The organism is Mesorhizobium temperatum, assembly GCF_002284575.1.
Taxonomy (GTDB): Bacteria; Pseudomonadota; Alphaproteobacteria; order Rhizobiales; family Rhizobiaceae; genus Mesorhizobium; species Mesorhizobium temperatum.
The window spans coordinates 34,742-59,918 of the sequence record NZ_NPKJ01000043.1 but is presented as its reverse complement, the minus strand read 5'-3'; the positions used below and the strand labels follow the sequence as shown (position 1 = coordinate 59,918).

Annotated in this window: 26 protein-coding genes; 16 read left to right on the top strand and 10 right to left on the bottom strand. The window is 64.0% G+C overall.

Going from position 1 to position 25,177, the window contains the following annotated elements; all coding sequences use genetic code 11:
- Positions 1–16: 16 nt before the first annotated feature.
- The 3 genes from CIT26_RS14445 to CIT26_RS14435 are packed head-to-tail and all read left to right on the top strand — an operon-like array spanning position 17 to position 2,777.
- Positions 17–994 (top strand): ABC transporter permease, encoded by a 978-nt coding sequence (locus tag CIT26_RS14445; protein ID WP_167391408.1) that lies wholly within the window; start codon positions 17–19, stop codon positions 992–994.
- Positions 991–1,866: a MurR/RpiR family transcriptional regulator gene (locus tag CIT26_RS14440; RefSeq protein WP_095493222.1), complete on the top strand. Its 876-nt coding sequence runs from the start codon at positions 991–993 to the stop codon at positions 1,864–1,866. Before CIT26_RS14445 ends, CIT26_RS14440 begins: the two co-directional genes overlap by 4 nt.
- The gene (locus tag CIT26_RS14435; RefSeq protein WP_095493221.1) at positions 1,863–2,777 is read left to right on the top strand and encodes a ribokinase; all 915 of its coding nucleotides are present in this window, start codon (positions 1,863–1,865) and stop codon (positions 2,775–2,777) included. Before CIT26_RS14440 ends, CIT26_RS14435 begins: the two co-directional genes overlap by 4 nt.
- Positions 2,778–3,089: 312 nt before the next feature.
- On the opposite strand, the gene CIT26_RS14430 is transcribed toward CIT26_RS14435, so the two are convergent.
- Together CIT26_RS14430 and CIT26_RS14425 are read right to left on the bottom strand one after the other, a co-directional pair.
- Positions 3,090–3,626 carry an Hsp20/alpha crystallin family protein gene (locus tag CIT26_RS14430; RefSeq protein WP_095493220.1) on the bottom strand — a complete coding sequence of 179 codons (537 nt, stop codon included), beginning with the start codon at positions 3,624–3,626 and terminating at the stop codon, positions 3,090–3,092.
- Between the two features lie 58 nt (positions 3,627–3,684).
- Complete coding sequence (locus CIT26_RS14425) at positions 3,685–4,149, bottom strand: Hsp20 family protein (RefSeq protein ID WP_095493219.1); 465 nt, start codon at positions 4,147–4,149, stop codon at positions 3,685–3,687.
- A 229-nt stretch (positions 4,150–4,378) separates the two neighbouring features.
- Between CIT26_RS14425 and CIT26_RS14420 the strand changes: the two genes are divergently transcribed.
- A complete protein-coding gene (locus CIT26_RS14420) occupies positions 4,379–4,597 on the top strand; it encodes a hypothetical protein (protein ID WP_023799042.1) in 219 nt (72 codons plus the stop codon).
- Positions 4,598–4,793: 196 nt separating this feature from the next.
- Positions 4,794–5,051: a DUF982 domain-containing protein gene (locus CIT26_RS14415; protein ID WP_095493218.1), complete on the top strand. Its 258-nt coding sequence runs from the start codon at positions 4,794–4,796 to the stop codon at positions 5,049–5,051.
- A 105-nt stretch (positions 5,052–5,156) separates the two neighbouring features.
- Here CIT26_RS14415 and CIT26_RS14410 read toward each other — a convergent pair whose 3' ends face one another.
- Positions 5,157–5,426: an usg protein gene (locus CIT26_RS14410; protein WP_095493217.1), complete on the bottom strand. Its 270-nt coding sequence runs from the start codon at positions 5,424–5,426 to the stop codon at positions 5,157–5,159.
- A gap of 32 nt (positions 5,427–5,458) precedes the next feature.
- On the bottom strand, positions 5,459–5,785 hold the full coding sequence (locus CIT26_RS14405; RefSeq protein ID WP_206072764.1) for a hypothetical protein: 327 nt from the start codon (positions 5,783–5,785) through the stop codon (positions 5,459–5,461).
- 336 nt (positions 5,786–6,121) lie between these two features.
- On the opposite strand from CIT26_RS14405, the gene CIT26_RS14400 reads away from it, so the two are divergent.
- From CIT26_RS14400 to CIT26_RS38775, 4 genes are read left to right on the top strand one after another with little or no spacing between them, the layout of a single operon-like run.
- Positions 6,122–6,436 carry a co-chaperone GroES gene (locus CIT26_RS14400; protein ID WP_095493216.1) on the top strand — a complete coding sequence of 105 codons (315 nt, stop codon included), beginning with the start codon at positions 6,122–6,124 and terminating at the stop codon, positions 6,434–6,436.
- 57 nt (positions 6,437–6,493) lie between these two features.
- Positions 6,494–8,125, top strand: coding sequence for a chaperonin GroEL (groL, locus tag CIT26_RS14395; RefSeq protein ID WP_095493215.1), 1,632 nt, complete (start codon positions 6,494–6,496; stop codon positions 8,123–8,125).
- 26 nt (positions 8,126–8,151) lie between these two features.
- Entirely contained in the window at positions 8,152–8,424 is a 273-nt protein-coding gene (locus tag CIT26_RS14390) for a hypothetical protein (RefSeq protein WP_095493214.1), read from the top strand.
- Complete coding sequence (locus tag CIT26_RS38775; RefSeq protein ID WP_425350346.1) at positions 8,421–9,056, top strand: DUF982 domain-containing protein; 636 nt, start codon at positions 8,421–8,423, stop codon at positions 9,054–9,056. Before CIT26_RS14390 ends, CIT26_RS38775 begins: the two co-directional genes overlap by 4 nt.
- A gap of 169 nt (positions 9,057–9,225) precedes the next feature.
- On the opposite strand, the gene CIT26_RS14380 is transcribed toward CIT26_RS38775, so the two are convergent.
- The 3 genes from CIT26_RS14380 to CIT26_RS14365 form a co-directional block, all read right to left on the bottom strand.
- Complete coding sequence (locus CIT26_RS14380) at positions 9,226–10,242, bottom strand: ABC transporter permease (RefSeq protein ID WP_095493213.1); 1,017 nt, start codon at positions 10,240–10,242, stop codon at positions 9,226–9,228.
- Positions 10,239–11,816: a sugar ABC transporter ATP-binding protein gene (locus tag CIT26_RS14375; RefSeq protein ID WP_095493212.1), complete on the bottom strand. Its 1,578-nt coding sequence runs from the start codon at positions 11,814–11,816 to the stop codon at positions 10,239–10,241. The genes CIT26_RS14380 and CIT26_RS14375 overlap by 4 nt, the downstream gene beginning before the upstream one ends.
- Positions 11,817–12,062: 246 nt before the next feature.
- Complete coding sequence (locus CIT26_RS14365; RefSeq protein WP_095493248.1) at positions 12,063–13,013, bottom strand: substrate-binding domain-containing protein; 951 nt, start codon at positions 13,011–13,013, stop codon at positions 12,063–12,065.
- Positions 13,014–13,452: 439 nt separating this feature from the next.
- Here CIT26_RS14365 and CIT26_RS14360 point away from each other — a divergent pair, with 439 nt between their 5' ends.
- The gene (locus CIT26_RS14360) at positions 13,453–14,880 is read left to right on the top strand and encodes a LuxR C-terminal-related transcriptional regulator (RefSeq protein WP_095493211.1); all 1,428 of its coding nucleotides are present in this window, start codon (positions 13,453–13,455) and stop codon (positions 14,878–14,880) included.
- Positions 14,881–15,109: 229 nt separating this feature from the next.
- Here the strand turns inward: CIT26_RS14360 and CIT26_RS14355 are convergent, their stop codons facing one another.
- Positions 15,110–15,316: a hypothetical protein gene (locus tag CIT26_RS14355; RefSeq protein ID WP_143747842.1), complete on the bottom strand. Its 207-nt coding sequence runs from the start codon at positions 15,314–15,316 to the stop codon at positions 15,110–15,112.
- On the opposite strand from CIT26_RS14355, the gene CIT26_RS14350 reads away from it, so the two are divergent.
- The gene (locus tag CIT26_RS14350; protein ID WP_095493209.1) at positions 15,300–15,521 is read left to right on the top strand and encodes a hypothetical protein; all 222 of its coding nucleotides are present in this window, start codon (positions 15,300–15,302) and stop codon (positions 15,519–15,521) included. The two genes, CIT26_RS14355 and CIT26_RS14350, sit on opposite strands and share 17 nt — an antisense overlap.
- Before the next feature lie 26 nt (positions 15,522–15,547).
- Positions 15,548–16,981, top strand: a complete 1,434-nt coding sequence (locus tag CIT26_RS14345; protein WP_095493208.1) for a LuxR C-terminal-related transcriptional regulator — start codon at positions 15,548–15,550, stop codon at positions 16,979–16,981.
- 7 nt (positions 16,982–16,988) lie between these two features.
- On the opposite strand, the gene CIT26_RS14340 is transcribed toward CIT26_RS14345, so the two are convergent.
- Entirely contained in the window at positions 16,989–17,996 is a 1,008-nt protein-coding gene (locus tag CIT26_RS14340) for an aldo/keto reductase (protein WP_095493207.1), read from the bottom strand.
- 213 nt (positions 17,997–18,209) lie between these two features.
- Positions 18,210–19,763: a Fic family protein gene (locus CIT26_RS14335; protein ID WP_095493206.1), complete on the bottom strand. Its 1,554-nt coding sequence runs from the start codon at positions 19,761–19,763 to the stop codon at positions 18,210–18,212.
- Positions 19,764–20,026: 263 nt separating this feature from the next.
- On the opposite strand from CIT26_RS14335, the gene CIT26_RS14330 reads away from it, so the two are divergent.
- The 4 genes from CIT26_RS14330 to CIT26_RS14315 all read left to right on the top strand — a co-directional run bounded on the left by CIT26_RS14330 (position 20,027) and on the right by CIT26_RS14315 (position 25,006).
- Complete coding sequence (locus CIT26_RS14330; protein ID WP_029351283.1) at positions 20,027–20,251, top strand: hypothetical protein; 225 nt, start codon at positions 20,027–20,029, stop codon at positions 20,249–20,251.
- 179 nt (positions 20,252–20,430) lie between these two features.
- Positions 20,431–22,914, top strand: coding sequence for a DNA ligase D (ligD, locus tag CIT26_RS14325; protein WP_095493205.1), 2,484 nt, complete (start codon positions 20,431–20,433; stop codon positions 22,912–22,914).
- Between the two features lie 89 nt (positions 22,915–23,003).
- The gene (ku, locus tag CIT26_RS14320) at positions 23,004–23,918 is read left to right on the top strand and encodes a non-homologous end joining protein Ku (protein ID WP_095493204.1); all 915 of its coding nucleotides are present in this window, start codon (positions 23,004–23,006) and stop codon (positions 23,916–23,918) included.
- Complete coding sequence (locus CIT26_RS14315; RefSeq protein ID WP_095493203.1) at positions 23,915–25,006, top strand: tetratricopeptide repeat protein; 1,092 nt, start codon at positions 23,915–23,917, stop codon at positions 25,004–25,006. Before ku ends, CIT26_RS14315 begins: the two co-directional genes overlap by 4 nt.
- Positions 25,007–25,177: the final 171 nt, after the last annotated feature.

The window sequence follows — 25,177 nt, the reverse complement described above, 5'->3', positions numbered from 1 at the left end:
CGGACAGGACCGACGGATGACCGATATAACCGAACACACAGCAGCGCGCCCAAGGGCTGAATTCCTGCACCGGTTTTCCGTGCGCGACGCCGGCACGCTGATCGGCCTGGTCGTGATCCTCGCCGTCTTCGGTGTGCTGGTCCCGGGCTTCTTTGCCGAGCGCAACCTGATCAACATCCTGCAGCAGTCGAGCATCAATGCCTGCCTGGCCTTGGGCATGACGCTGGTGATCATCTCGGGCGGCATCGATCTGTCGGTCGGGCCGACGGCGGCCCTTTCGGCCGTCATCTCGGCCTCGATGCTGGTTGCCGGCGTGCCGTTTCCGCTGGCCATCGCCGCCGGCTTCGCCATCGGCCTTGTCTGCGGGCTGCTCAACGGCGTGCTGGTCGCCTATGTCGGACTGCAGCCTTTCATCGTCACGCTGGGAACGCTCAGCACCTACCGGGCACTGGCGCTGATCTATACCGGCGGCAATCCGGTGCTCGGCCTGCCGGCCGGCTTCCGCGCCATCTTCAACGGATCTCTGTTCGGATTGCCGTTGGCGGTCATCATCGTGGCCGTGGTCGCGCTGATCGCCTGGATCATCCTCAAGAAGACGCCGTTCGGCGAATATCTGCTCGCCGTCGGCGGCAATGAGGAGGCCGCCTACATAGCAGGCGTGCCGATCGCGCGCACCAAGATCGCCGCCTACATGATTTCGGGTCTGCTGGCGGCCCTTGCCGCGCAGATCCTGATTGGCCGGCTGGGTGCCGCCGAGCCCATTCTCGGCAATCTCTGGGAGCTCGATGCGATTGCCGCGGCGGCCATCGGCGGCGCCTCGCTGATGGGCGGCAAGGGCAGCGTCGTCGGCACCATCCTGGGCGCCGTCATCCTCGGCACCATGCGCAACGGCCTGACGCTGATGAATGTCCAGTCCTTCTATCAGCTCCTGGCAACTGGCCTTATAATCCTCGCCGCGATGCTTATCGATCGCGTGACGAGGGGACGTGGATGATCTTGACCAACCTGGATCTGAAAGCAGTAGGACCGCGCATCCGCATGATGATGCCGCATCTGACGCCGCTCGAGGCGAAGGTGGTGGAAACCGTCTTCGGGCGGCGTGGCTTCGACGAGACCATTCCGCTCAAGCAGATCGCCGAAGAGGCCGGCGTGTCGGAGGCGATGGTGGTCAAGATCGCCAAGAAACTGGGTTTTTCCGGCTATCGCGACTTCCGCACCGCGGTCTATGAATACAGTCGCCTACCGACCGCCGAAATGCATCAGGAACTGTCGGTCGACGACAGTTCGGCCGAGATCGTCCAAAAAGTGTTCCGCACCTCCATCCAGGCGTTGGAGGAAACGCTGGCCATCCTCGACATGGACGATTTCGACCGCGCCGCCGATCTTCTCTACCGCGCCAAGAACCGGGATTTCTATGGCGTCGGCGGTTCGGCGCAGATCGCGCGCGACGTCTCGCATAAATTCCTGCGCATCGGCATCCGCGCATCAGTCTACGACGATTCGCACATGATGCTGATGTCGGCCTCGCTGCTCGGCGCCGACGACATCGCCGTCGGCTTCTCGCATTCCGGCAACACCAGCGCCGTCATCGATGCCATCCATCTCGCCCGCAAGAGCGGGGCGCGGACGCTGGCGATCACCAACTACGACAACTCGCCGCTGGCCGCCGTTGCCGACATCGTGCTGTGCTCGACAGCGCAGGGCTCGCCGCTGATGGGCGAGAACGCTGCGGCGCGCATCGCCCAGCTCAACATTCTCGACGCGCTGTTCGTCGCGGTGGCGCAGCGCGACTATCAGGCGGCGGAGCGCAATCTCGGCCGCACCATGTCGGCGGTGACGTCGAAACGCCGGGACAGGGGTACATGACGGCTCCGCTGGTGACCGTGTTCGGCAGCCTGCATTACGACATCATGGTCGAAGCGCCTGACCGCCCGCGCAAGGGCGAAACGGTGACCGGCCATGCCTGGCAGCCGAAATGCGGCGGCAAGGGCGGCAACCAGGCAGTGTCGGTGGCGCGAGCCGGCGTGGGCTCGGCGATGATCGGCGCCGTCGGCGATGACGATTTCGGCCGCCTGCTTCTCGATAATCTCTACCGCTGCGGCGTCGATAGCCGCTTCGTGCGGGTCGCGGCTGGCGCCGGCTCGGGCATGAGCGTGGCGATCTTCGACGACGGCGGCGACTATGGCGCGGTGATCGTGTCAGGCAGCAATCTCACCTTGGGCAAGAAAGACGTCGCGGAAGCTACTGATGTGATTGCGCAAACGTCGGTTCTGCTGCTGCAGAACGAGGTGCCGGAAGCCGCCAACATTGCCGCGGCGCGGGCGGTGAAGGCGCATGGCGGTCGCGTCGTGCTCAACGCCGCGCCCGCCCGAAAACTGTCCGGCGAACTGATCGCACTCACCGATATCGTTATCGTCAACGCCATCGAGGCGGAATTTCTGGCCGGCGTTCCGGTCGTCGACACGCTCGAGGGGGCTGCCGAGGCGGCACGCATGCTGGCCGATTTCTACCCGGCCGCGATTGTCACGGCCGGCGGGGAGGGCGTTGCCTATTGCGGCCGCGACGGTCAGGCGTTCGCGCTGGCGGCCATCCCGGTGAAGGTCGTCAGCACCCATGGCGCCGGCGACGAATTCGTCGGCACGTTCGCGGCAGGCCTTGCCCGCGGGCATCAGGTCGAGGCCGCCATCGCTGCCGCCAACGCCGCCGCGGCCTTGCTGGTCGCCACGCCGGAACGGGAGCGCGAGCGACCTGAGACCGGTGGCCGCCTCCGCCGTTGATCGTAACAGGCGACAACAAGCGGATGGCGAGGACTGTTCGCTCGGCTCCGACAGGCCGATAAAGTTCGACAATTGATACGAAAGCCCGCCACCCTTTCGGATGACGGGCTCCGTTGCCTGGCCGCCAGGAACGCCACGGTAGCGACTCTGCTACTAAATGCTCCCGCAGATACTCAATATGCGGCCTTCGCGCCGTCAGGCGCATCGGCTAAACAAATGAAGCCCGCGCCTTTGGCGGAGAGCGCGGGCCGATCGGCATGCAGCCCGATCTGCGCAGCCGGGCGCGGCTTGCGCGTCCGGCTGCCGGTGTTGTCAGTGCTTGCTCTTGCCGGGGCTGGCGGCGCTGCCACTGATCGCGATGCGCTTGGCCTTCGCCTGCGCGCGCTCGGTCTTCGGCAACGTCACGGTGAGCACGCCGTTGTGGAAGGCGGCGTTCACCTTGTCCTCCTCGACCTCGTAGCCGAGCGGGATGCGGCGCTCGAAGCGGCCGTAGAACCGCTCGGAGAACTGCCTGCCCTTGTCCTCGGTCTCGGAGCGCTTCTCGCCACGCAAGGTCAGCACGCCGTCATCGAGCATCACCTCGATGTCCTTCTCGTCCATGCCGGGAATTTCCGCGGTCACGCGCATCTCCTTCTCGCCGTCGGAGATTTCGACGCTCGGCCAGCTGCCGCGCGCCGACGAAAATCCGCTGAGCGAAGGCATGCGCGTTTCGAAGCCGCGGAACGCGTCGTCGATCAGGCGGTTCATCTCGCGATGCAACGCCATGAACGGGTCGCGGTCCTCGTCACGATAGAGGCTGGGAACCGGACTGTTCTCCCGGCCCCAGGGAATGAGATCACGAATAGCCATTGCTGTTCTCCTTTCTCGACTGGTTGTGCCAAAGGCGACGCCCAGAGATCGCCTTCGCTCAGGCGGCCTGCTTCGGCTTCTCGACCTGCCCGGCCTTCCGCGCGCCGTCGTCCTTGGCGATCGTGATGCGCCGCGGCTTCATCTCCTCGGGCACTTCGCGCACGAGGTCGATCGTCAGCAGGCCGTTGTCGAGCGAGGCGCCGGTGACCGTCATGTGATCGGCAAGCTCGAAGCGCCGTGTGAACGGTCGCACCGGAAGACCGCGGTGGAGATATTCCACCTCGTCCTGTTCCTTGCGCTCGCCCGAGACGATTAGAAGGTTCGGCTCGTGGCTGATGTCGAGATCGTCTTCGGAGAAGCCGGCGACGGCGATCCTCACGCGATAGCTGTTCTCGTCGCTTCGCTCGATGTCATAAGGCGGCCAGGTCTCGACTGGCTGAGGCGCGTTTTCCAGCAGGTTGAAGATGCGGTCGAAACCGATGCTCGACCGATAGAGCGGGGAAAAATCGGATGCGGTTCTCATAGCTACATCCTCCTTAGAGCAACATAGTACGAGGAACGCCAAAGAGCTGGCGCTCCCTGGGTTCTGCCGGTCCCATTCGGCAACCGGCAATTTTGATTTGGTTATTGTCAGCCCGAAATCAAGACCCAGATTCTGTCCGCTGCCAGATTTTTTGTTGCCAGATTGTAGCTGTAATGCCGGTTTCAACCGTCATTTGAGGGTCGCGCCGGCACGCCGCATGGAGGATATCATGACCATGACACGCGACGACATCATTTCGGTGCTGGGCCCGGTGGACGACGCCGTTATCGCCGACATCGCCTCGACCGGCGCGACGATCGAAGAGTTGCGCGAGGCCTTTGCCTGGGTCGGCGCCGATGAGGCGCTGGTCAACGAGGGCCGCCCTCTGCCGTCGGCAAGGGTGGCGACGCTGATCGGGCTTCTCGAACCGCCTGACGACGACATATAGCCGGCCGTTGCAGTCGAGGGCGGGGCGTCGGGGCAGGGGTGGGGCAAGCAGGGTTTGAGGCAAGCTGGGTTTGAGGCGGGGAGGTCTTGAAGCGCGCAGGCAGACGAACCGTCTCGTCCATCGGCGCCGATCGGGCCGCCCTCCTGCATAATCGAGGATGTTACTTGCTCTAAAAAACAGAAAGAAGGAGGAAGTGATGAACGACGTCCCATTTTCCGAGCCGATCACGCTCAAGCTCCAATCCGTCGGAGAGCGAAAGGTCGCCAGCAGCTGGGAAGCCATCGAATGCATGCAGCAATGGCCGGACCGGGCGCGCGGCCGGAACTGGCGCGCAGCCTATCGCGCCTGCCGCGACGCGCTCGACGGTTGGCGCACCGCCCGCGAGGCTCGCACGGCCTTCGTCAAGGCGGCTCGCACGGCCGGACTGCTTGTCACGGGACGTAAATCCACCTGAACATCAATCCACCTGAACGCCAATCAACCTGAACGCCAATCCACCTGAACGTCAGCGCGGGCTGCAGAGGCGGCGCCTTTCATGAAAAGCGCCGCCCTTCCTGTGTCACTGCAGAGTAATAACACCGTCCACCGCCCGCCATTCGGAGGGCTGGATCAGACGGTGATGGGCGACGCGCACGGAATGCAGCGGGCCTTCGATTTCACGTTCCCAATAGTCGAGGAAATGCTTTAGCGTCGGGAAATCCGGGGCGATGTCGTATTCCTGCCAGATGAAGAGCTGCAGCAGGTCCCGATAATCGGGAAGACGATAATGGATCTCCGCCGTCGTCAGGCCAAAGCCTTGCATCTGGAGCCGGAACTCGTTGCTGACCATGCACGTCTCCTTTTCTCCTTTCTGTCGTACAATCAGGCGTCGACGCGGTGGGGGCCGCCATGGCGGCTTCGGCCGGCGCCTTGAGATGGACCTGCGCCATCAAGTGCCTGCAGCGCGTCCATGATCTCTTCAAAGGTGATTGGAGCTTTGGCGCCGGGTGGCTTGCGCAGCGCCGGCATGGATTCGACCGTGCAGGCATCGGAGGCCCATGACGACAGGATCGCGCGCTTTTCCCCGACGTCCAGCGTCGCGTCGGCCAGTACGTCTTGTGGACGGTCGAAATGCCGCGCCGGATCGAGCAGCCGGCTGAGATCGGGATATTCCGGCGCAATCGAAATCGTTGCGGCTTCGCGTTCCATCACTTTCCTCCGCATGCAAAAACGCCTCCGCTTCCTCATCGGTTCCGGCTGCCGGCAGACGGTGCCGGGATCGACGACGATGTCGGAAGGTTGGGCCGCGATTTCAAGCCGTATCCGACGTGTCAATTCCTGGGATAGCGCCATCATTCCAGTGCGTTGGCACTCGACCGCGGCGAGTGCTAAAATTTTTTTGGCATCCTCTTGAAAGCCTGGATCGGCAGACTAATTCGATAAGCGCGCGATGCCCGAGCAGGGGTCGCGCACCGTCGCGTCGGCCGTTGCACCGGTCGGCGAGGGAGGTCCAAGAAAATCTGTTTGTCCTATGAGGAGAACGACATGGCGTTCCGTCCATTGCATGACCGTATCCTGGTCCGCCGCATCGAGGTCGACGAGAAGACCGCGGGCGGCATCATCATTCCCGACACCGCCAAGGAAAAGCCGCAGGAAGGCGAGGTCATCGCCGCCGGTCCCGGGGCGCGCGACGATAGCGGCCAGTTGCAGCCGCTCGACGTCAAGGTCGGCGACCGTATCCTGTTCGGTAAATGGTCGGGCACCGAGATCAAGCTCAACGGCGAGGACCTGCTCATCATGAAGGAAAGCGACGTGCTGGGCGTGATCGAATCGACCGACAAGATGCAGAAGGCCGCCTGAGCGGGGCCTGGACAAGCAATCAGTCAACGAACAGCTGCCTATTGAAGGAGTTATCCAATGGCTGCCAAGGATGTGAAATTCCATACCGAAGCCCGCGAGAAGATGTTGCGCGGCGTCGATATCCTCGCCAATGCGGTGAAGGTGACGCTCGGTCCCAAGGGCCGCAATGTCGTCCTCGACAAGCCATTCGGCGCCCCGCGAATTACCAAGGACGGCGTTACCGTCGCCAAGGAAATCGAGCTTGAGGACAAGTTCGAGAACATGGGCGCGCAGATGGTGCGCGAGGTCGCGTCGAAGACCAGCGACACCGCCGGCGATGGCACCACGACCGCGACGATTCTTGCTCAAGCCATCGTCAGGGAAGGGGCCAAGGCGGTTGCCGCCGGCATGAACCCGATGGACCTGAAGCGCGGCATCGACAAGGCGGTTGACGCCGTCGTCGCCGACCTGAAGGCCAATGCCCGCAAGGTGACCAGGAACGACGAGATTGCCCAGGTCGGCGCGATCTCGGCCAATGGCGATGCCGAGATCGGCCGATTCCTCGCCGAAGCGATGGAAAAGGTCGGCAATGAGGGCGTCATCACTGTCGAGGAAGCCAAGACCGCCGAGACCGAGTTGGAAGTGGTCGAAGGCATGCAGTTCGACCGTGGCTATCTCTCGCCTTATTTCATTACCAACCAGGACAAGATGCGCGTCGAACTCGAAGAACCCTATGTGCTGATCCACGAGAAGAAGCTCTCCAACCTGCAGGCCATGCTTCCGGTGCTCGAAGCCGCCGTGCAATCCGGCAAGCCGCTGCTGATCATCGCCGAGGACGTCGAAGGCGAGGCGCTGGCGACGCTGGTCGTCAACAAGCTGCGCGGTGGCCTGAAGGTTGCAGCCGTCAAGGCGCCAGGCTTCGGTGATCGCCGCAAGGCGATGCTGGAAGACATTGCCATCCTGACCGGCGGCACGGCGATCTCGGAGGACCTCGGCATCAAGCTCGAGAACGTCACGCTGGAGATGCTCGGCCGCGCCAAGAAGGTGCTGATCGAGAAGGAGAATACCACCATCGTCGACGGTGCCGGCCGCAAGGATGAAATCCAGGCGCGCATCAGCCAGATCAAGGCGCAAATCGAGGAAACCACCTCCGACTACGACCGCGAGAAGCTGCAGGAGCGGCTGGCGAAGCTCGCCGGCGGTGTCGCCGTCATCCGCGTCGGCGGCTCGACCGAGATCGAGGTCAAGGAGCGCAAGGATCGAGTCGACGACGCCATGCACGCCACCCGCGCTGCGGTCGAAGAGGGTATCCTGCCCGGCGGCGGCGTGGCGCTGCTCAGGGCGGCGAAGGCGCTCGACGGCGTCGTCGTCGACAATCCCGATCAGAAGATCGGTGTCGAGATCGTGCGTCGCGCCATCGAAGCGCCGGTGCGCCAGATCGCCGAGAACGCCGGTGCGGAGGGTTCGATCATCGTCGGCAAGCTGCGCGAGACGACCGACTTCGGCTATGGCTGGAACGCGCAGACCAACGAGTTTGGTGACCTGTACGGACAGGGCGTCATCGATCCGGCCAAGGTCGTGCGCACCGCGCTGCAGGGTGCCGCCTCTGTTGCCGGCCTGCTCGTCACCACCGAGGCGATGGTGGCCGAGAAGCCGAAGAAAGAAGGGGCCACGCCGGCGATGCCTGCCGGTGCCGGCATGGATTACTGACGCCAGGCTTCTGAGGACAAACGACCGTGCCCGCCGACGCAAAGGCGGGCACCGCCGTGCCCGGACCATATGCAGGTGTTGCCATGGACATGATGAACAGTTTTGGAAAGATCGCCGCACCAACCCTTCCCAGGACCGATTTCAACTACGAAACGGAGTGCAAGACGGCGCTGGCGCCGCTTGTCGACGGATTGCTGGACGCGGTCGAGTCGGCCGGCTGGGACCGTCGCAAGGCGGCCTATACGTTGATGTTCCTGTCGGCTCAGCAATTAGGAGCCGGCAAGGAGGAGCGCAAATGATTGCAGCGCGGATGCGTGAGTGTCTGCGCCTGCTGAGGTGGTCGGAAACCGATTTCGCCGAAGAGGCGGGCTATCCGGTCGCCAAGGCAAAGGCCTGGCTCTACGGGCGTGAACATCCGCCCCTTGTCGTAATGGCCTGGCTGGAGACGCTGGCCAAAGTGCACCGGTTACTGCCACGGCCGAGCATGCCGCCGCAGCCGGCCGCGTTGCATTCGCTGATCGGCGCTGTCGTCCCGCAGGCCGCTCTCGAGGATCGCAGCGGCCGGACAGTTGAACCCCGAAAGGAGCCAGTTGAACCCCGAAAGGAGAGTGTCATGGATCGTTCTTCTTTTGAAAAGCCGGTCACCATCCTCACCGGCCTCGGTAGCCCGACGAAGATAGAAAGCGCGGCTGAGGCCTATGCGCTGCTTGCCGACTGGCCGTCGACGAGCCGGACGGCCGCGCACGACATCGCCGCCAAGGCCTGCCGGGCCGCAATGGACGGAGAGATCGACGCCGAAACGGCGCGGGCAACCTTCGTGGCGTTTGCCCGCCGCAACGATCTTCTCGCGCCGCAGCCGAGCTCTACCGTTGCGGGCGGGACGGTCATCGATTGGGCAACGCGTTGGCAGCGCGTCAATGCCCCCGCGTGAGTGCGCCTACTCCTTCTCCCCCTGTGGGAGAAGGTGGCCGAGCGAAGCTCGGTCGGATGAGGGGTGCTGGACGAAGTAAGGCGTTGAGTTTCTTCCAACACCCCTCATCCGTCGCCTTCGGCGACACCTTCTCCCACAAGGGGAGAAGGCAAGGTCGCACCTCGCATCCTCACCGCCGCACCCGCGATTTCAGCCAGCGGTCGAAGGCCACGGCGAGGATCAGGATCAGGCCGATGACGATGCTTTGCGTATAGGACGAGACGTTGTTGAACTGCAGCCCGTTCTGCAGCACGCCGATCAGCGCCGCACCCACCACGGTGCCGCCGACCGAGCCGATGCCGCCGAACAGCGAGGTGCCGCCGATGACGACCGCCGAGATTACCGTCAGTTCGTAGCCGATGCCGGCGACGGCTTCCGAGGAATTGAGCCTGGCCGACAGCACGAAGGCGGCAAGGCCGGCGAAGAAGCCGACGATGACATAGACCGAGATCAGGATACGGTCGACGCGCAGGCCCGACAGCCGCGCCGCCTCGGCATTGCCGCCGACCGCGTAGACGGCGCGGCCGTAGCGCGTGTAGCGCAAGACGATGTGGCAGAGGATCGCCGCCGCCGCGAAAATGATCGCCGGCACCGGGACCGGGCCGATCAGCCCGGTGCCGAACCAGCGCATCGAGGCGTCGAAGCCGGAGATCGGGCCGCCGTTGGAGATCGTCAGCGTCAGGCCGCGAAAGACGGTGAGGCCGCCGAGCGTGACGACAAAGGGCGGCACCTTCAGCCTGGTGATGGCAAAGCCCTGGACGCCGCCGGCCATGGCACCGACGACGACGGCAGCCAATAGGGCTGCGAACCAGCCAAAGCCTTGCGTGCCGGACGTCGACAGCGACAGCGTGTTGGCGGTGCCGCCCTTGGCCACCACCGCCGCGACCATGCCGCAGAAAGCCAGCAGCGAACCGACCGACAGGTCGATGCCGGCAGTAAGGATGACGAAGGTCATGCCGAGCGCGATCAGTCCAGTGATCGAGATCTGCCGCATGATGTTGAAGATGTTGATGGGGTCGATGAAGCTCGGCTTCAGGACGGTGAAAACGACGATCAGCAGCGCCAGGAACATCAGCGGGCCGAAGCTCATCAGCAGGCGCGCGACATTGATGCCGCCGCGCTGGGTCTGTTCGGTCGTGCTGGTCATTGCGTCGCTTCCTGCGTTTGATCGAGCGCCATCAGTTCCATCAGTTTTTCCTCGGTCGCCTCGATGCCGGGCATCTCGCCGGTGATACGTCCGCGCCGCATGGTGACGATCCTGTCCGACACCGCAAGCACTTCGGGCAATTCCGACGAGATCATCATGATGGCGATGCCGCGCGCCGCAAGCTGCACCAGGATCTGGTGCACCTCGGCCTTGGCGCCGACATCGACGCCGCGTGTCGGTTCATCGACGATCAGCACCTTGGGGTCGCGCGCCAGCCAGCGGGCAAGGATGACCTTCTGCTGGTTGCCGCCGGATAGCCCCTCTATGGGCTGCTCGGGCGAGGCCATGCGGATCGACAGCGTCTTCCTGTAGCTTGCCAGCGCTTCGCGCTCGCGGCGCTCGGCCATGAAGCCGGCGGCGTTGGAGTAGCGGCCGAGCGCGGCGATGGAAAAATTGGTGAGAATGCCGAGCGCGGCGAAGATCGCCTGGTGCTTGCGGTCTTCCGGCACCAGGCCAATGCCGAGCGCGATGGCGTCGGCGGGTGTTTCAGGTGCGATCGTCTTGCCGTCGAGCGTGATGGTGCCGGCGGCGATGCGGTCGGCGCCGAAGATGGCGCGGGCAAGTTCGGTGCGGCCGGAGCCGACGAGGCCGGCGACGCCGAGGATCTCGCCCGCCTTGAGGTCGAGATCGACGCCTTCGAGCACGATGGCGTGCGGCGCCTGCGGATCGCGCACCGTGCGCAGGCCGCGCACGGAGAGCCTGACGTCGCCGGCGACGTCGCGCAGCGTCGGCCTGGCATAAAGCTCGGATGCGGCGCGGCCGACCATCTTCTCGATGATTTTCGGCAGCTTGATCGGCCCGCCGTCGCGGTCGAGATGGCCGGCCAGCCTGCCGTCGCGCAGCACCGTCATGCGGTCGCAGATGGCAGAGGCCTCTTCCAGCCTGTGGGTGACGAACATGATGGCGACACCATCCTTGCGCAGTCGGCCCATAATCGACATCAGCTTCTGCACTTCGGTTTCGGTCAGCGCCGAGGTTGGCTCGTCCATGATGATGAGGCGGCTCTTCAGCGACAGCGCGCGGGCGATCTCGACCAGCTGCTGTTCGGCGACAGACAGTGCCGACACCGGCGTAGTCGGGTCGAGGTCCAGACCAACGCGGGCGATGATCGCGCGCGAGTCTTCCTCCATCTTCCGCCAGCTGACCAGGCCGAGCGGCCCGAGCGGCGCGCGGCCGATAAAAATATTCTCCGCCACGGTGAGCGTCGGGATCAGGCTCAGTTCCTGGTAGATGGTGACGATGCCGAGACGCTTGGCATCCTGCGGGTTGTGGGGATTGAATTCGACGCCGTCGAAGACGATGCGGCCGCTGGAGGGCGGCATCACGCCGGACAGGATCTTGAGCAGCGTCGACTTGCCGGCGCCGTTCTCGCCGAGCAGGCCGAGGATTTCGCCGGGCCGAACCTCGAGCGAGACATCGCTGAGTGCGGTCACACCGGCAAAGCGCTTGGTCACGCCTTCTACGGCGAGGAGGGCGGGAGATGGCGACGGCGCTGCGGCTTCTGCTGGAGACAAGCGATCCTCCTTGAGTTCCGATTCACACGCAGGCCGGCGGGACAGCGCCCCCCCTCTGTCCTGCCGGACATCTCCCCCACGAGGGGGGAGATTGGATGTCACCTTGGCTTTCGCCAATCTCCTGCGTTGCAAAAAAGGCGCTATCGGCGAAGCTGCCGATCTCCCCCCAAGTGGGGGAGATGCCCGGCAGGGCAGAGGGGGGCGCGGCAGAACGCTACTTTTGCCGCTATGCGCCCTCGGCGTCGCCTACTTCGTCTCGCCAAGCCTTTCCGCCTTGTCGAGATTGTCCTTGCCGATGACGATCGGCGTCAGCAGCACGAGCTTTTCCTTCGGCTCGGTCTTGTCCTTGGCATAGGCGACGGCGATCTGCACCGCGGTGCGCGACTGCTCGCCGGGGAACTGTTCGACCGTGCCGGCCAACTTGCCGTCGCGCACCGCGACCAGCGCTTCGGGAAGCGCATCGAAGCCGTAGATCTTGACGTCGGTGAAGTTGCGCGCCGCGCAGGCTTCAACCGCGCCAAGCGCCATGTCGTCATTGGCGCAGATGATCGCGTCGGGCTTGCCGTTGGCGGCAAGGCCGGCCTCGGTGACGGACAGCGCCTCGGCGCGGGCGAAGTTGGCGGTCTGCTCGAAGACGATCTGGTATTTGTCTTTCAGCGGATCGAGCACGTTGTGCACGCCCTTGTTGCGATCGATCGCCGGGCCGGCGCCGGGCTGGCCCTGCAGATGGAAGATCTTGGCGCCATTCGGGAACGCCGCCACCATGGCCTGCGCCTCGGCCTCGCCGCCCTTGACATTGTCGGCGCCGACATGGGCGAGGATGCCTTCGACGCCGTCGACGCGGCGGTCGATGGTGACGACGGGAATGCCGGCCTGCACTGCTTGCTCGATGGCTGGCGCCAGCGCGTTGACGTCGAGCGGCGAGATGACGATGGCGTCGACCTTCTGCACAAGCGCCGCCTCGATATCGGCGGTCTGCTTGGGCGCCGAGTTCTGGCCGTCGCTCTCGGTCAGGTTGACGCCTTGCGCCTGCGCCTCCGCCTTGATCTGGTTCAGCATGTGAACGAAGAACGGAAAGCCGAGGCTCGGCACCGAACCCAGGATGGTCAGCTTGTCCTGGGCGATCGCCAGTTGCGGAGCGGCCAGAGCCAATGTGCCGATCGCCACGGACGACAGCAGGAATTCACGTCTGTTGATCAATTTAGTCTCCTCCACATGAGCGCACGACCCCGAAAACCGGTATAAGTCTCCGGCAGGTTCATGCGTCGATCCAGAAATGGAGTGTCCTTTGAGCGCCCAAGGGGACGCAACGGCGCTCCAGCCGGTCCACCGCGACGTTCTCCTCCGCTCGGCTCCGGCGCGCGGATGCTAGCCAAGGCCGGAGGTTTGCGCAAGAACGGGACGATTCCACTCATGGCCGCGTCAAGCGGCCAACGCCACCGGTGCCGCTCAGCCTCAGGCGTTAGCCACGGCCCGGCCAGTCGCAGCGGCTGGTCGGAAGGGCGTGCGAGAAGCTTTCGGCTTCGAAGCGCGACATCACAATCGGTCAGATGCGGTGTTTAGGGTTCTCCATTTGTAGTATTCTGCGTCGGCAGCAGTTGAGCCCGTCTCTCCGTCCGGTGGCAGGAAATTTGCCATGAACCGCATCGCGACGTCTTCGCCGGCTCTATCTGACCGCGAGCGCGCGGTGGCGGAGAAATTTGCCGCCGGCCTGACCTATCGCGAGATTGGTGAGGCGCTGTTCATCGCCCCCTCGACCGTGCGTACCCATCTCGCCTCGATCTACGACAAGCTTGGCGTCCGCAACAAGGTCGCCCTCGCAGCGCATCTTGCCGGTGCCTCCGGTGCTCGGCCGGACGGGCTGTCACCTCTATCGGACGCTCCGCCGGTGCTCGCGATCTTTCCGATCGAATGCCTGAATTCGGAAGAGCGTTGGCGCCGCTTTGCCGACGGCCTGTCGTCGGACATCACCATCGACCTGGCGCGATACGCGGGCTTGCCTGTCATCGCCTTCCACACGATGAAATCGCTGGGCAGCAAGCCGGCCGATTTCGCGGCGGACGGCAAGGCGCTTGGCGCTACCTATATCGTGTCGGGCCAGTTGCGCGCGGACGACCAGAGGGTTCGCTTGACAATCGAGCTTACTGACGCGGGCAACGGCGTCAGCCTGTGGAGCGAGCGCTATGACCGTCCGGTAGAGGACATTTTTACGTTGCAGGACAGCCTGACCGAAAGCGTCATCAATGTGCTCGCTGGCAGCTACGGAGCGCTGGCCACCGTGGGCCGCAACGCGGTTCGCCGCAAGCCGCCGGCCAGCCTGCGGGCCTACGATTGCTATTTGCTTGGCGTCGAACAGCAAGACACGTTCAGCCGTGCCGGCAATGCCGAGGCGATCCGCCTGGTTTCACGCGCGCTGGAGCTCGATCCCACCCTGGTCAAGGCCTGGACCGAGCTTGCCTATGCCTATTCGATCGAGGCCTCCAGCGGCTTTAGCGACAATGTGCAGGGCTCGATCGAGAAGTGGCGGGCGGCAGTCGAAAATGCCATTCAACTCGACCCGACGGACAGCCATGCCTGCGCCTGCCTTGGTGATCTCAGGGGATGCCTTGGCGACCTCGAGGGGGCGGAGCGTGCGCAGCAGCGCGCTCTCGAACACGGCTTCAACCATGCCGACACGCTGGCGCTGCTGGCCGGCAGCAAGGCGCTTGTCGCCGGCGATCCGGCCGAGGCGATCCCGCTCATCGAGCGCGCCATGCGCCTCAATCCACTGGCCCCGCCCTGGTATTTCGGCATGCAAGGCCGCATCCTGTTCGTCGCCGGCAGGCATCGCGAAGCCATTGCAGCGCTCCGCAGGAGTTCGCCGGACTCTCCGAACGTGCTGATGTTCCTGGCGCTCGCGCATGCCGCGGTTGGCGAATCCGGCGAGGCGACCAGGATTGCAGCCCGCTTGAAAGCTGAATTCCCGGACTTTTCGGTCGAACGCTTCATCGCAGCCTATCCCGTGACAAACCCGCATGCCATGCAAGCTATACGCGACGCCGCAAAGCTGGCAAGGCTCGGTTGAGGGCCCTTGATACGACCGCAGCACCGACTGCTCCGGCCGCGCGGCAGGGCCACTCGGGCCTGAACCCCGCGGCACGGCGGCATCGGGAAGATCATGGACGCTCTTTGACAAACGAGCCCCGCGATCAGACAGCGCATGCCCACGGCGCTGAGCGGATCGAAATGATCCGGCACGTTTTTCTGCGCAACATTGCCGAAAGCTTGCGCCGCAAAGGGCGGATCGCTGGTTGCTAGCGGGCGGCGAGCTTGTCCGACCGGTTGCAATACAGGCGGACGCCGACGGGGACGATCTCATAGCCGGCGTCGTTCAACTGGAGCTTCATCTCCTCGAAATGCCGCTTTGAGCCGCTGACGATCGATTCAGGCGTGTAGTCCCAGCCGTTGCGGGCGGCATTGGCCAGGATGTCGGCATAGACGCGCATGCTCGTGATTTTCACATCCGATTCCAGCACCTGCCTGCATCCTCTTGCGAACGACGGCGACTGGGCGGCGGAAAAACTCAGGATCGTGCATGCCAGCATTATCGAAACAGGACGCATGGAAACCTCCCCTGATTGCAGCTTGTTGCTGAAAGCGATCTTGCAATTTGTGCGCCGGCGGCGGGATCGGGCAGATGCAGTATTCGACCTCCTGCATTTGTAGTATTCTGTCATGGGACGGTTTCCACGATGGTGTTCAACAACGCTTCGAAAGTGCAGGCGCTCGATGCCTTGTCGGGTCGCGAGCGCGCGGTCGCGGGAAAATTCGCAGCCGGCATGACCTATCGCGAAATCGGCGAGGCGCTGTTCATTGCCCCGACCACTGTTCGCACCCACCTTGCGGCCATCTACGAAAAACTTGGGGTGCGTACCAAGATCGGGCTTGCGGCGTATTTTGCCGGCGCTTCCAGCGGACAGCCGGCTCGGTCCTTGTCAGGCGCCCCGCCGGTGCTCGCCATATTCCCGATCGAATGCCTGAATTCCGAAGAGCGTTGGCGCCGCTTTGCCGACGGCCTGTCGTCGGACATCACCATCGACCTGGCACGATACGCGGGCTTGCCTGTCATCGCCTTCCACACGATGAAATCACTGGGCAGCAAGCCGGCCGATTTTGCGGCGGACGGCAAGGCGCTCGGCGTCACCTATTTCGTATCGGGCCAGTTGCGCGCGGACGACCAGAGGATTCGCTTGACGATAGAGCTTGCTGATGCCCGTAGCGGCGTCAGCCTGTGGAGGGAGCGCTACGACCGCCCGGTCGAGGATATTTTCGCGCTGCAGGACAGCCTGACCGAAAGCATCATCAATGTGTTCGCCGGCAGTTACGGAACGCTGGCCACGGTCGGCCGCAATGCGGTTCGCCGCAAGCCGCCGGCCAGCTTGCGGGCCTATGACCTTTATCTGCTCGCCCTCGAAAAGCACACCACGTCCAGCCGCGCCAGCAATGCCGAGGCGATCCGTCTGTTTTCACGCGCGCTGGAGCTTGACCCTACTTTCGCCAACGCCTGGGCCGAGCTCGCCTACGCCTATTCGATCGAGGCCTGCAACGGCTTTGGCGACGACATGCTGACGTCGATCGAGAACTGGCGGACGGCGGCCGAAAACGCCTTGCGCCTCGACCCGACGGACAGCTGCGCCCACGCATGCCTTGGCGATCTCAGGGCATGCCTTGGCGATCTCGAAGGAGCGGAGCGCGCGCACCGGCACGCTCTCGAACACGGCTCCAACCACGCCGGCATACTGACGCTGCTGGCCGGCAGCAAGGCGCTTGTCGTCGGCGATCCGGTCGAGGCGATCCCGCTCATCGAGCGTGCCATGCGCCTCAATCCATTGGCCCCGCCCTGGTATTTCGGCATACAAGGCCGCATCCTGTTCGTCGCCGGCAGGCACGGGCAAGCCATTGCGGCGCTCCGCAGGAGTTCGCGGGAGTCACCGGACGTGCTGATGTTCCTGGCGCTCTCGCATGCGGCCATGGGCGAGGCTAACGAGGCGGCGCGCGCCACAGCCCGCCTGAGAGCCGAATTTCCGGGCTTTTCGGTCGAACGCTTCATCGCAGGCCATCCCGTGACGAACCGGAACGCGTTGCTTGCCATCCGCCGCGCCGCCGAACTGGCGAAGCTGCCGTAGACGCTACCTACCGGTCGATCGTCACCATGACGCGTTCGTTGTAGCGCTCACCCGCGACCTTGCCCGGCGCCAGCGCATCGTCGAGCGCCTGCATTGCGGCGGCGTCGAGCTCAATCGCGGCAGCGGCGACATTCTCCTCGAGGTATTTTCTGCGCTTGGTGCCGGGGATCGGCACGATGTCCAGCCCGAAATCGCTGCCCTTGTGCAGCAGCCAGGCCAGCGCGATCTGGCCCGGCTTGACGCCCTTGGCCGCCGCGATGTCGCGGACAATTCCGGCCGCCTGCACATTGGCGTCGTAGTTGGCGCCCTGGTAGCGCGGATCGCCGCGGCGGAAGTCGCCTTCCGGATAGTCTTCGGCGCGCTTGACGTCGCCGGTGAGGAAGCCGCGGCCAAGTGGCGCGAACGGCACCAGGCCGATGCCGAGTTCGCTGAGCAGCGGGATGATCTCCGGTTCCAGATTGCGTTCCCACAGCGAATATTCGCTCTGCACCGCCGACACCGGATGCACGGCATGCGCCCGGCGGATGTTGGCCGCACCCGCCTCCGACAGGCCGAAGAAGCGCACCTTGCCTTCAGTAATTAGTTTGCCAACAGCACCCGCCACATCCTCGATCGGCACCGCCGGGTCGACGCGGTGCTGGTAGAGCAGGTCGATATGGTCGGTGGCGAGCCGGCCGAGCGAGCCGTCCACCGCCTCCCGGATATGCTCAGGCCGGCTGTTGCGGTCTGTGCCGATCTGCTTGCCGTTTTCGATACGGAAGCCGAATTTGGTGGCGATCGTCACCTCGTCGCGCCGGCCCTTCAGGGCGCGGCCGAGCAGTTCCTCATTGGTGTGCGGGCCATAGACTTCCGCCGTATCGAGGAAGGTGCAGCCGAGCTCGATGGCGCGGTGCAGTGTGGCAATCGATTCCGCCTCGTCGGCCGGGCCGTAGGACTGGCTCATGCCCATGCAGCCGAGGCCGATCACCGATACCTGCAGCCCCTGGCTGCCCAGCTTGCGTGTGCTCAAGGTCATGGATGAGATCTCCGGACAATGTCAGGGTTCGTGGGCATCAGGACTATTGCGTCAGGACCATATAGAGCGCTCGCTCGGTTTCCACAGTCGCTCAGCTCTGGGCCGGACGCACGATCGCGTGAGCGTCGGAGGAGGATCGAATAGTGAATGGTGAATGGTGGTTGGTGATAGTGAGCTGTGATTTCGTCACGTCTTGTGTGCAATCTTCACCATTCACCTCTCGCGAGCGTTGCCAAAGACCTGCCTGTGGATCGCCTCGATTCGTTCGGCCTCTTCATCGGTCAGCGCGGCGAATTCCTTTTCCCGGGCGCGATTCGACAGACGCCCGCCATTTTGTTTCAGGAAGTGGAAGAGGAGATCGATCAGCCGCTCCGGCATGTCGATGAAGGCATCGACCTGCTGCCGGAATTGATCATAGCGGCGCAGGAACTCGGTTTCGTTGGGAAGGTCCTGCTCGATCGTTCTCTGGACGCAGGCATAGAGAAATTCGGCGTGCGGTGTTGCGTCAAAGAACCGATAATAATCGCCGGTGTCGTTCAGGACACGGACGTTGAATTGCGGCGTCGGCTCCCATTCGACCAGTGGTAGCAGGCGCTGCGAATAGCTCTTGAGCACCCGCCGGTACTCGTCGATTTGTTCAAGTATCGCGGCGGAGACGGGAAATACGACGCCAGGCGGGTTGAAACCGCGCGCGGCAAGGACGTGGTGGATCAGGTAGCGATGAATGCGGCCGTTCCCGTCTTCGAATGGGTGGATATAGACAAAGCCGAAGGCGAGGATCGCGGCGGCGATCACCGCATCGATGCCTTGGGCCGGACCGTGGTCGAATGCAACCATTCCATCGATCAGCGATGCCAAATCTTCGGGCCGGGCGCTGATGTGATCGGGCAGTGGCATGCGGTTGTCGCGATCATGCTCGCCGATGAAACCGCCCTCCTGCTGGAAGCCGAGCTTCACGAAACGGGCGTCGCCGAGCACGATCCTTTGCAGGCGCAGCAACTCATCGCGATCGAGCGGCTGACGGCCGGCCTCGCCAATGGCGCGGCCCCAGCGCTGAATGCGGTCCTGCGGCGGCCGCTCACCCTCGATCGCATAGCTGGACCGCGAGTCCTTGAGCAGGAGGAACGCTGCGGTCCTTGCTAGAAGATCGCGCGACACGTCTGCAATGATGTCTTGCGCACGCCTGGGCAGGTCGAGGCCAATGAATTGATCGAGAACCTCGGTGCGAAACACCAGCGGACAGAAATCCGGCGTTCCAGGTAAATTGTCTTTCACGCGGTGGCGTGGAGCGGTCTTCTCCTGCGCTGCCCACTGCAGCCCGGGGTCGACGACCGGGACGTAGCGTCCGGCGGTCGCGTCGGGGAGATCCAGTCGGGTACCCTTCAGCCACTCATAGAGGAACCAGATGCGGCGGGCGTAACTGCCGGTCGGACTTTTGCGCACGAGCGCTTCAATGGCGGCGGGACCTGTCTCCAGGAACAGCCGCTTGAGGACAGCGAGGTCGAGGCCCTCATATTTCAGAGCGAAAGTAAGGTGGCCTTCGAGTGTCGGATGGGGGGCGTGGCGCGGTGTCATGATGCGCCAGCCGTCCTTCTCGATGATACGGTGATGCTCGCCGGTCGCGGAAAGCATGCGGGGCAGCGGGACAGCGAGCTTGTAAGCGTCAATCAACGCGCTGTACCCGGCCGGGGTTGCCGTTTCAGGAAGGCGCATGTCCTGAAAAACGGTCACTGGACCTGAAAATCGATGCTCACTCAGTTCGGTCATGAAATTTGGGTCTCGGGTCTGAAAAGTTAAGCCGCAGATGCACATTCTGTGAAAAATGAAACTATCATATGAAAATTGATCCCATGAATTAGATTTCGTGAAATATGAGAATAAATTGCCTGATCAGATCAATGCCCGGCCGCCAATCACAGTAGATTATCCGTCTCGCCATCCGATCATGCGCGAAATTGACACAACCGTCTGTCTCGGCCATCCTTATGCCAGCCGCCTTTTCCTGCGGCGGCGTGTGTATGAGCGAGTCCATGGCCAGTTCCGTCACCAGCCAGAATTCCAAGCGCGCCGCGGTGCGCAAGGCGCTCGACCGCCACAAGGTCTATATCACCGCACAGAGCTTTTCCGCCGGCGCCTACAAGGCGCGTGTCCTCGTCGACGGCGAGGCCTATTGGGTCGACGAATTCCGGCTGAGCCAGCTCCAGCAGGGTCTGTCGCCGGCCGAGCTCGAATTGACGCCGGCCACTGACGATTGAGCGGTGTGACCTCTACCCTTCGTCATCCCAGGGCGGAGCAGGAGCGAAGCGACGTCGCCGAGACCCTGGGATCCATGCCGTGACCTGTAAGCGCCGCTGCGATGGAATTTTGATGCTGGCGGGACAGCGCGAAAGAATGAGGCGCTGGTTCCTGACTGCCGCGCGCTTCGGTCTTTGACATGCCAGCTCCCTCCAAACTCAAGGCCTATCGCGCCAAGCGCGAATTCAGCAAGACGCCGGAACCCGTCGGCGGGCTGGTTGCCGGAGAAGGCAACCGCTTCGTCGTGCACAAGCATCACGCCACTGCCGACCACTACGACCTTCGCCTGCAGGTCGGCGACGTGCTGAAGAGCTGGGCGGTGCCTCGCGGCCCGTCGCTCAATCCCGCCGACAAGCGGCTGGCGGTCGAGACCGAGGACCACCCGCTCGAATATATCGACTTCGAAGGCGTCATTCCCGAGGGCGAATATGGCGGCGGGCCGATGATCGTCTGGGACACCGGCGTCTGGGCGCCGATGGACGATGTCGAAAAGAGCCTGCGCACCGGTTCCTTCAAGTTCCGTCTCGCCGGCGAGAAGCTGAATGGCGGCTGGATGCTGACCAGGCTAAAGGCCAAGCCCGGCGACGGCGAGAAGAAAAACTGGCTGCTGTTCAAGGAGCGCGATCTCGCCGCCGATCCAGCGCTCGACATCCTTGCCAAGCGGCCGGAAAGCGTCAAAACGGGACGGCGCATCGAGGAACTGGTCGAAGCGCCGAAGCCAGCCCCCAAACCTGCCAAGCCGGTGGTGCTGAAACCCGGTGCGCTGCCGGGTGCGATCAAGGCGCCGCCGCCTTCCCGCATCGAGCCGCAGCTGGCGACGACCGTGGCAAAGCCGCCGGGCGGCGATGCCCCCGCGAGCCGCACCGGCGAAACCTGGCTGCACGAAATCAAGTTCGACGGCTATCGCACCATGGCGCATCTGGCTGAGGGCGAGGTGCGGCTGATCACACGCGCCGGCCTCGACTGGACCAGGCGCTATGGCGACCTGCCGCATGCCTTCGCCCGGCTGCCATGCCGTGAGGCTGTCATCGACGGCGAGATCGTCGTGCTCGACGCCAAGGGCATCAGCCGCTTCGCTCTTTTGCAGGACGCGCTGGCCGAAGGCGCCGGCAACAAGCTCCACTTCTACGCCTTCGATCTCTTGCATCTCGACGGCTGGGACCTGAGAAAAGCGCCGCTCGGCCGGCGCAAGGCGCTGCTGTCGCAATTGCTGTCCGGGCTGGGCGCCAACGCCGCCATCCAGTTCTCGGACCACGTCGAAGGCGATGGCCAGGCGCTCTACGACCAGGCTTCCGAGATGGGACTGGAAGGCGTCGTCTCCAAGCGCGCCACGGCAATCTACCAGAGCGGCCGCACCAAAACCTGGACCAAGATCAAGGCGCTGAAGAACGGCGACTTCGTCATCGCCGGCTACACAGTCTCCGCTGCAGCCGAGGGACTGGCCGCACTCGGCCTCGGCGAATTCGAGGATGGCGAACTGCACTATCGCGGCAAGGTCGGCACCGGCTTCGACGCCGCTACCGCCACCGACTTGCTGGCCCGGCTGGAGCCGTTGCGGGCCGGCGCGTCTGCACCCGAAGGGGTTCCGCGCGAGATCATGCGCGAGATGAACTGGGTGCGGCCGCTGCTTTCGGCCCATATCCACTATGCCAACCGCACTGCCGATAATGCGCTGCGCCATGCGGTGTTCCGCGGACTGCGCGACGTCGGCCTGTCGACGCCGGTGTCGGCCAGGCGCAAGCGGCTGATCGCCGAGGCCGACCTCGCCACGATCTGGGTGACCAACCCGACGCGGCGGCTGTTCGGCAAGACCGGACCGACCAAGCTCGACATCGCCGTCTACTACGCGCTGGTCGGCGACTTCATGCTGCCGCATATTTTGGGCCGCCCGGTGTCGCTGGTGCGCTGCCCGACAGGCAGGCCGCAGGACTGTTTCTTCCAGCGCCATGCCTTCACCGGCATGCCTTCATCGGTTGCGACCTTCGAGGCGACCAATTCCGAGGGCGAGACCAAATCCTATCTGTCGGTGGAAGATGCCAAGGGCTATCTGGCGCTGGCGCAGTTCGGCGTCGTCGAGTTCCACACCTGGGGCACCCACCGCACGCGGCTCGACAAGCCCGACCTGATCGTCTTCGATCTCGACCCGGGCGAGGGAGTTAGCTGGCGCGAGGTGGTCGAGGCGGCGGTGCATATCCGCGCCGGGCTGGAGGCTTTGGGGCTGGTGCCGTTCGCGAAAACCTCGGGCGGCAAGGGCATCCACATATCAGTGCCGGTGACGCAAAAACAGAACTGGAAGAAACTGCACCAGGCGACCAGCGCCATCTCCTCGGCGTTGGCCGCCTCCGCGCCCGACACCTTCACCACCACCATGGGCAAGGACAACCGCAAGCGGCGCATCTTCATCGACTACCATCGCAATGCGCGCGGCCACACCTCGGCGGCGCCTTACTCGCTGCGCGCCCGCACAAACCTGCCGGCCTCGACGCCGGTGAGCTGGTCCGATCTGGAATCCATCGACGCTCCGGAAGATTTGAATTATTCTTCGCTGCCGGGCCTTCTTGCCACCTCCGGCGATCCATGGGCCGACATGGAAGATTTCGCTAGGGATTTGCCGGTATTGTGAGGGCGATGTAGGTTTTGCGCAGCGTCGTTCGTCCTTTGGACGAAGCGCTGCGAACAGTTCGACAGTGCACGGCCGCGTAGGAGAGTTTCATGGCGCCCAGGGCAAGTTGGAAAGGTTACCTCAAGCTCAGCCTCGTCAGCTGTCCGGTCCGGCTATATCCGGCGACAAGCGCGAGCGAGCGGATCAGCTTCAATCAGCTGCACAAGGACACCCACAACCGCATCAACATGAAGCCGGTCGACCCCGAGCTGGGGCTGGTCGAGCGCTCGGATCTGGTCAAGGGCTACGAATACGAGGACAAGCAGTACATCATCATCGACGATGCCGACCTCGAGGCGGTGCGCATCGAATCCAACCACACGATGAACATCGAGGCCTTCGTCGACGAGCGTTCGGTCGACGTCATCTACCAGGACGCGCCCTATTACCTGGCGCCCGATGGCGCCATGGCCGAGGAAACCTTCGCCGTGCTGCGCGAAGCCATGCGCAAGTCCGGCAAGCTGGCGATCGCCCGGCTGGTGCTGTCCAGCCGTGAACGGGTGGTGACGATCGGCGCGCGTGAGAACGGCATGTTCGTCTGCACCTTGAGGAACCCGAACGAAGTGCGCGGCACGGCTGAATATTTCGGCAACATCCCGGCCGGCAATCCAGACCCCGAAATGCTGCAGCTCGCCGAAGCGCTGATCAAGCAGAAGGAAACCACCTTCGACCCGAAGAACTATGAGGACCGCTATGAGATCGCGCTGATGGCGATGATCCGCGAGAAGCTCAAGGGTCACAAGCCGATCATCGCCGCCGCCCCCGAGCGCGGCAATGTGATCAACCTGATGGATGCGCTGAAGGCCAGCCTGTCGCAGTCGGCCAAGCCGCCGGCCAAGAGCAAGAGCAAGGCCGATGAGGCAGCCAAGCCTGCAGCGAAATCCGCCAAGGCTGGCGCCGGCGCGGCCAAGGAAAATCCGCTTAAGGCCAACCTTCTGAAGGCCGTCGGCAAGAGCAAGGCGTGACGGCTCTCGCCGGCACCGTCTTCGGCACCATCGGTGCGCTGGCGGCGTTCCCGCTGAGGCTGGCCGCGCGCGAGGTCGAGCGCCAGCAGGGCCAGGTGCGGCGCGGCGTTAACAGGCGCACCAGCCATGTCGTGTTCGGCCGCTTGTATCTCACCAAAGGGGAGGCCGAGATCGAGCGCCGTGTCGCGGCCGAGCGAACGGCTGGCCGCAAGCTCATCAGCGAAAACGGTTTTTTGCGCCTGCTCGGGCTGATGAAGGCGCCGGAGGCCTCGGCGCTGTCGCGGCAGTCGCTCATTGACCAGTCGCGGCTTGCCGCCGCCGATCTCGACCTGTTGTCGCTTTTCGATGCCTTCGAGCACGACGGCGAACCCTATTCCTTCCGCGACCTGATCCTGGCCCGCAAATATGCCGGGCTGATTGCCGGCGGCGCCTCATGGGGGGCGATCGCGCGCTCGGTGCACCGCTGCGGCCCGGTCGCCTCGCTGACCGCCAAGTCGCTCAATGTCGGCTCGCAGCATGGGCGCGCCGATGCGATCTATCTCGAGGGCGGCCAGAGCGAACTCGACGGCCAATTGCTGTTCGACCTGGGGTCGCCGGATGACGACACGCTGGAAGAACTGTTCGCCGACGCTGAAGCCGCGGAAGAGGCTGAACACCACGAGCAGGCGGCCGCACTCTACCAGCGCTGTCTCGCCATCGACCCGAGCGATGCCATTGCCGCCTTCAACCGCGCCAACTGCCTGCGCGCCGCTGGACGCGCGGCCGAGGCGGCGCACGACTATGCCCGCGCCATCAAATGTGACCCCGGCTTTGTCGAGGCCTGGTTCAACCTCGCCGGGCTGATGACCGAGCAGGGCCGCGACGCCTCGGCGCGGCGGCACCTGCAAAAGGCGATCGCGCTCGATGCCAATTATGCCGACGCGGTGTTCAACCTCGCCCGGCTGGAGTTCGACGCCGGCAACCTCGCCGAGGCGCGCCGCCACTGGTCGCGCTATCTCGAGCTCGACGCCAACTCCGAATGGGCGCGCATGGCGGCCAAGGGTATTCAGTTCGTCGATTTGCAGCTCGCGCGGATGTCGGCGGGGTGAGGCGATGGCGCTTCCTTCTCCCCTTGTGGGAGAAGGTGGACTGGCGCGTTAGCGCCGAGACGGATGAGGGGTGCTGGAAGAAATGAGGCGTTGGCGCTCCGTCCAACACCCCTCATCCGACCGAGCTTCGCTCGGCCACCTTCTCCCACAAGGGGAGAAGGGGTCGTCAAC

Excerpts from the sequence above, each read along its gene's own strand:
- CIT26_RS14435 (WP_095493221.1), top strand. The coding sequence starts at position 1,863 with ATGACGGCTCCGCTGGTGACCGTGTTCGGCAGCCTGCATTACGACATC.
- CIT26_RS14445 (WP_167391408.1), top strand. The coding sequence starts at position 17 with ATGACCGATATAACCGAACACACAGCAGCGCGCCCAAGGGCTGAATTC.
- CIT26_RS14340 (WP_095493207.1), bottom strand. The coding sequence starts at position 17,996 with ATGACCTTGAGCACACGCAAGCTGGGCAGCCAGGGGCTGCAGGTATCG.
- CIT26_RS14420 (WP_023799042.1), top strand. The coding sequence starts at position 4,379 with ATGACCATGACACGCGACGACATCATTTCGGTGCTGGGCCCGGTGGAC.
- CIT26_RS14335 (WP_095493206.1), bottom strand. The coding sequence starts at position 19,763 with ATGACCGAACTGAGTGAGCATCGATTTTCAGGTCCAGTGACCGTTTTT.
- CIT26_RS14400 (WP_095493216.1), top strand. The coding sequence starts at position 6,122 with ATGGCGTTCCGTCCATTGCATGACCGTATCCTGGTCCGCCGCATCGAG.
- CIT26_RS14360 (WP_095493211.1), top strand. The coding sequence starts at position 13,453 with ATGAACCGCATCGCGACGTCTTCGCCGGCTCTATCTGACCGCGAGCGC.
- CIT26_RS14415 (WP_095493218.1), top strand. The coding sequence starts at position 4,794 with ATGAACGACGTCCCATTTTCCGAGCCGATCACGCTCAAGCTCCAATCC.
- CIT26_RS14430 (WP_095493220.1), bottom strand. The coding sequence starts at position 3,626 with ATGGCTATTCGTGATCTCATTCCCTGGGGCCGGGAGAACAGTCCGGTT.
- CIT26_RS14410 (WP_095493217.1), bottom strand. The coding sequence starts at position 5,426 with ATGGTCAGCAACGAGTTCCGGCTCCAGATGCAAGGCTTTGGCCTGACG.
- CIT26_RS14380 (WP_095493213.1), bottom strand. The coding sequence starts at position 10,242 with ATGACCAGCACGACCGAACAGACCCAGCGCGGCGGCATCAATGTCGCG.
- CIT26_RS14425 (WP_095493219.1), bottom strand. The coding sequence starts at position 4,149 with ATGAGAACCGCATCCGATTTTTCCCCGCTCTATCGGTCGAGCATCGGT.
- CIT26_RS14330 (WP_029351283.1), top strand. The coding sequence starts at position 20,027 with ATGGCCAGTTCCGTCACCAGCCAGAATTCCAAGCGCGCCGCGGTGCGC.
- ku (WP_095493204.1), top strand. The coding sequence starts at position 23,004 with ATGGCGCCCAGGGCAAGTTGGAAAGGTTACCTCAAGCTCAGCCTCGTC.
- CIT26_RS38775 (WP_425350346.1), top strand. The coding sequence starts at position 8,421 with ATGATTGCAGCGCGGATGCGTGAGTGTCTGCGCCTGCTGAGGTGGTCG.
- ligD (WP_095493205.1), top strand. The coding sequence starts at position 20,431 with ATGCCAGCTCCCTCCAAACTCAAGGCCTATCGCGCCAAGCGCGAATTC.
- CIT26_RS14440 (WP_095493222.1), top strand. The coding sequence starts at position 991 with ATGATCTTGACCAACCTGGATCTGAAAGCAGTAGGACCGCGCATCCGC.
- CIT26_RS14345 (WP_095493208.1), top strand. The coding sequence starts at position 15,548 with ATGGTGTTCAACAACGCTTCGAAAGTGCAGGCGCTCGATGCCTTGTCG.
- CIT26_RS14405 (WP_206072764.1), bottom strand. The coding sequence starts at position 5,785 with ATGGAACGCGAAGCCGCAACGATTTCGATTGCGCCGGAATATCCCGAT.
- groL (WP_095493215.1), top strand. The coding sequence starts at position 6,494 with ATGGCTGCCAAGGATGTGAAATTCCATACCGAAGCCCGCGAGAAGATG.
- CIT26_RS14350 (WP_095493209.1), top strand. The coding sequence starts at position 15,300 with ATGCTCGTGATTTTCACATCCGATTCCAGCACCTGCCTGCATCCTCTT.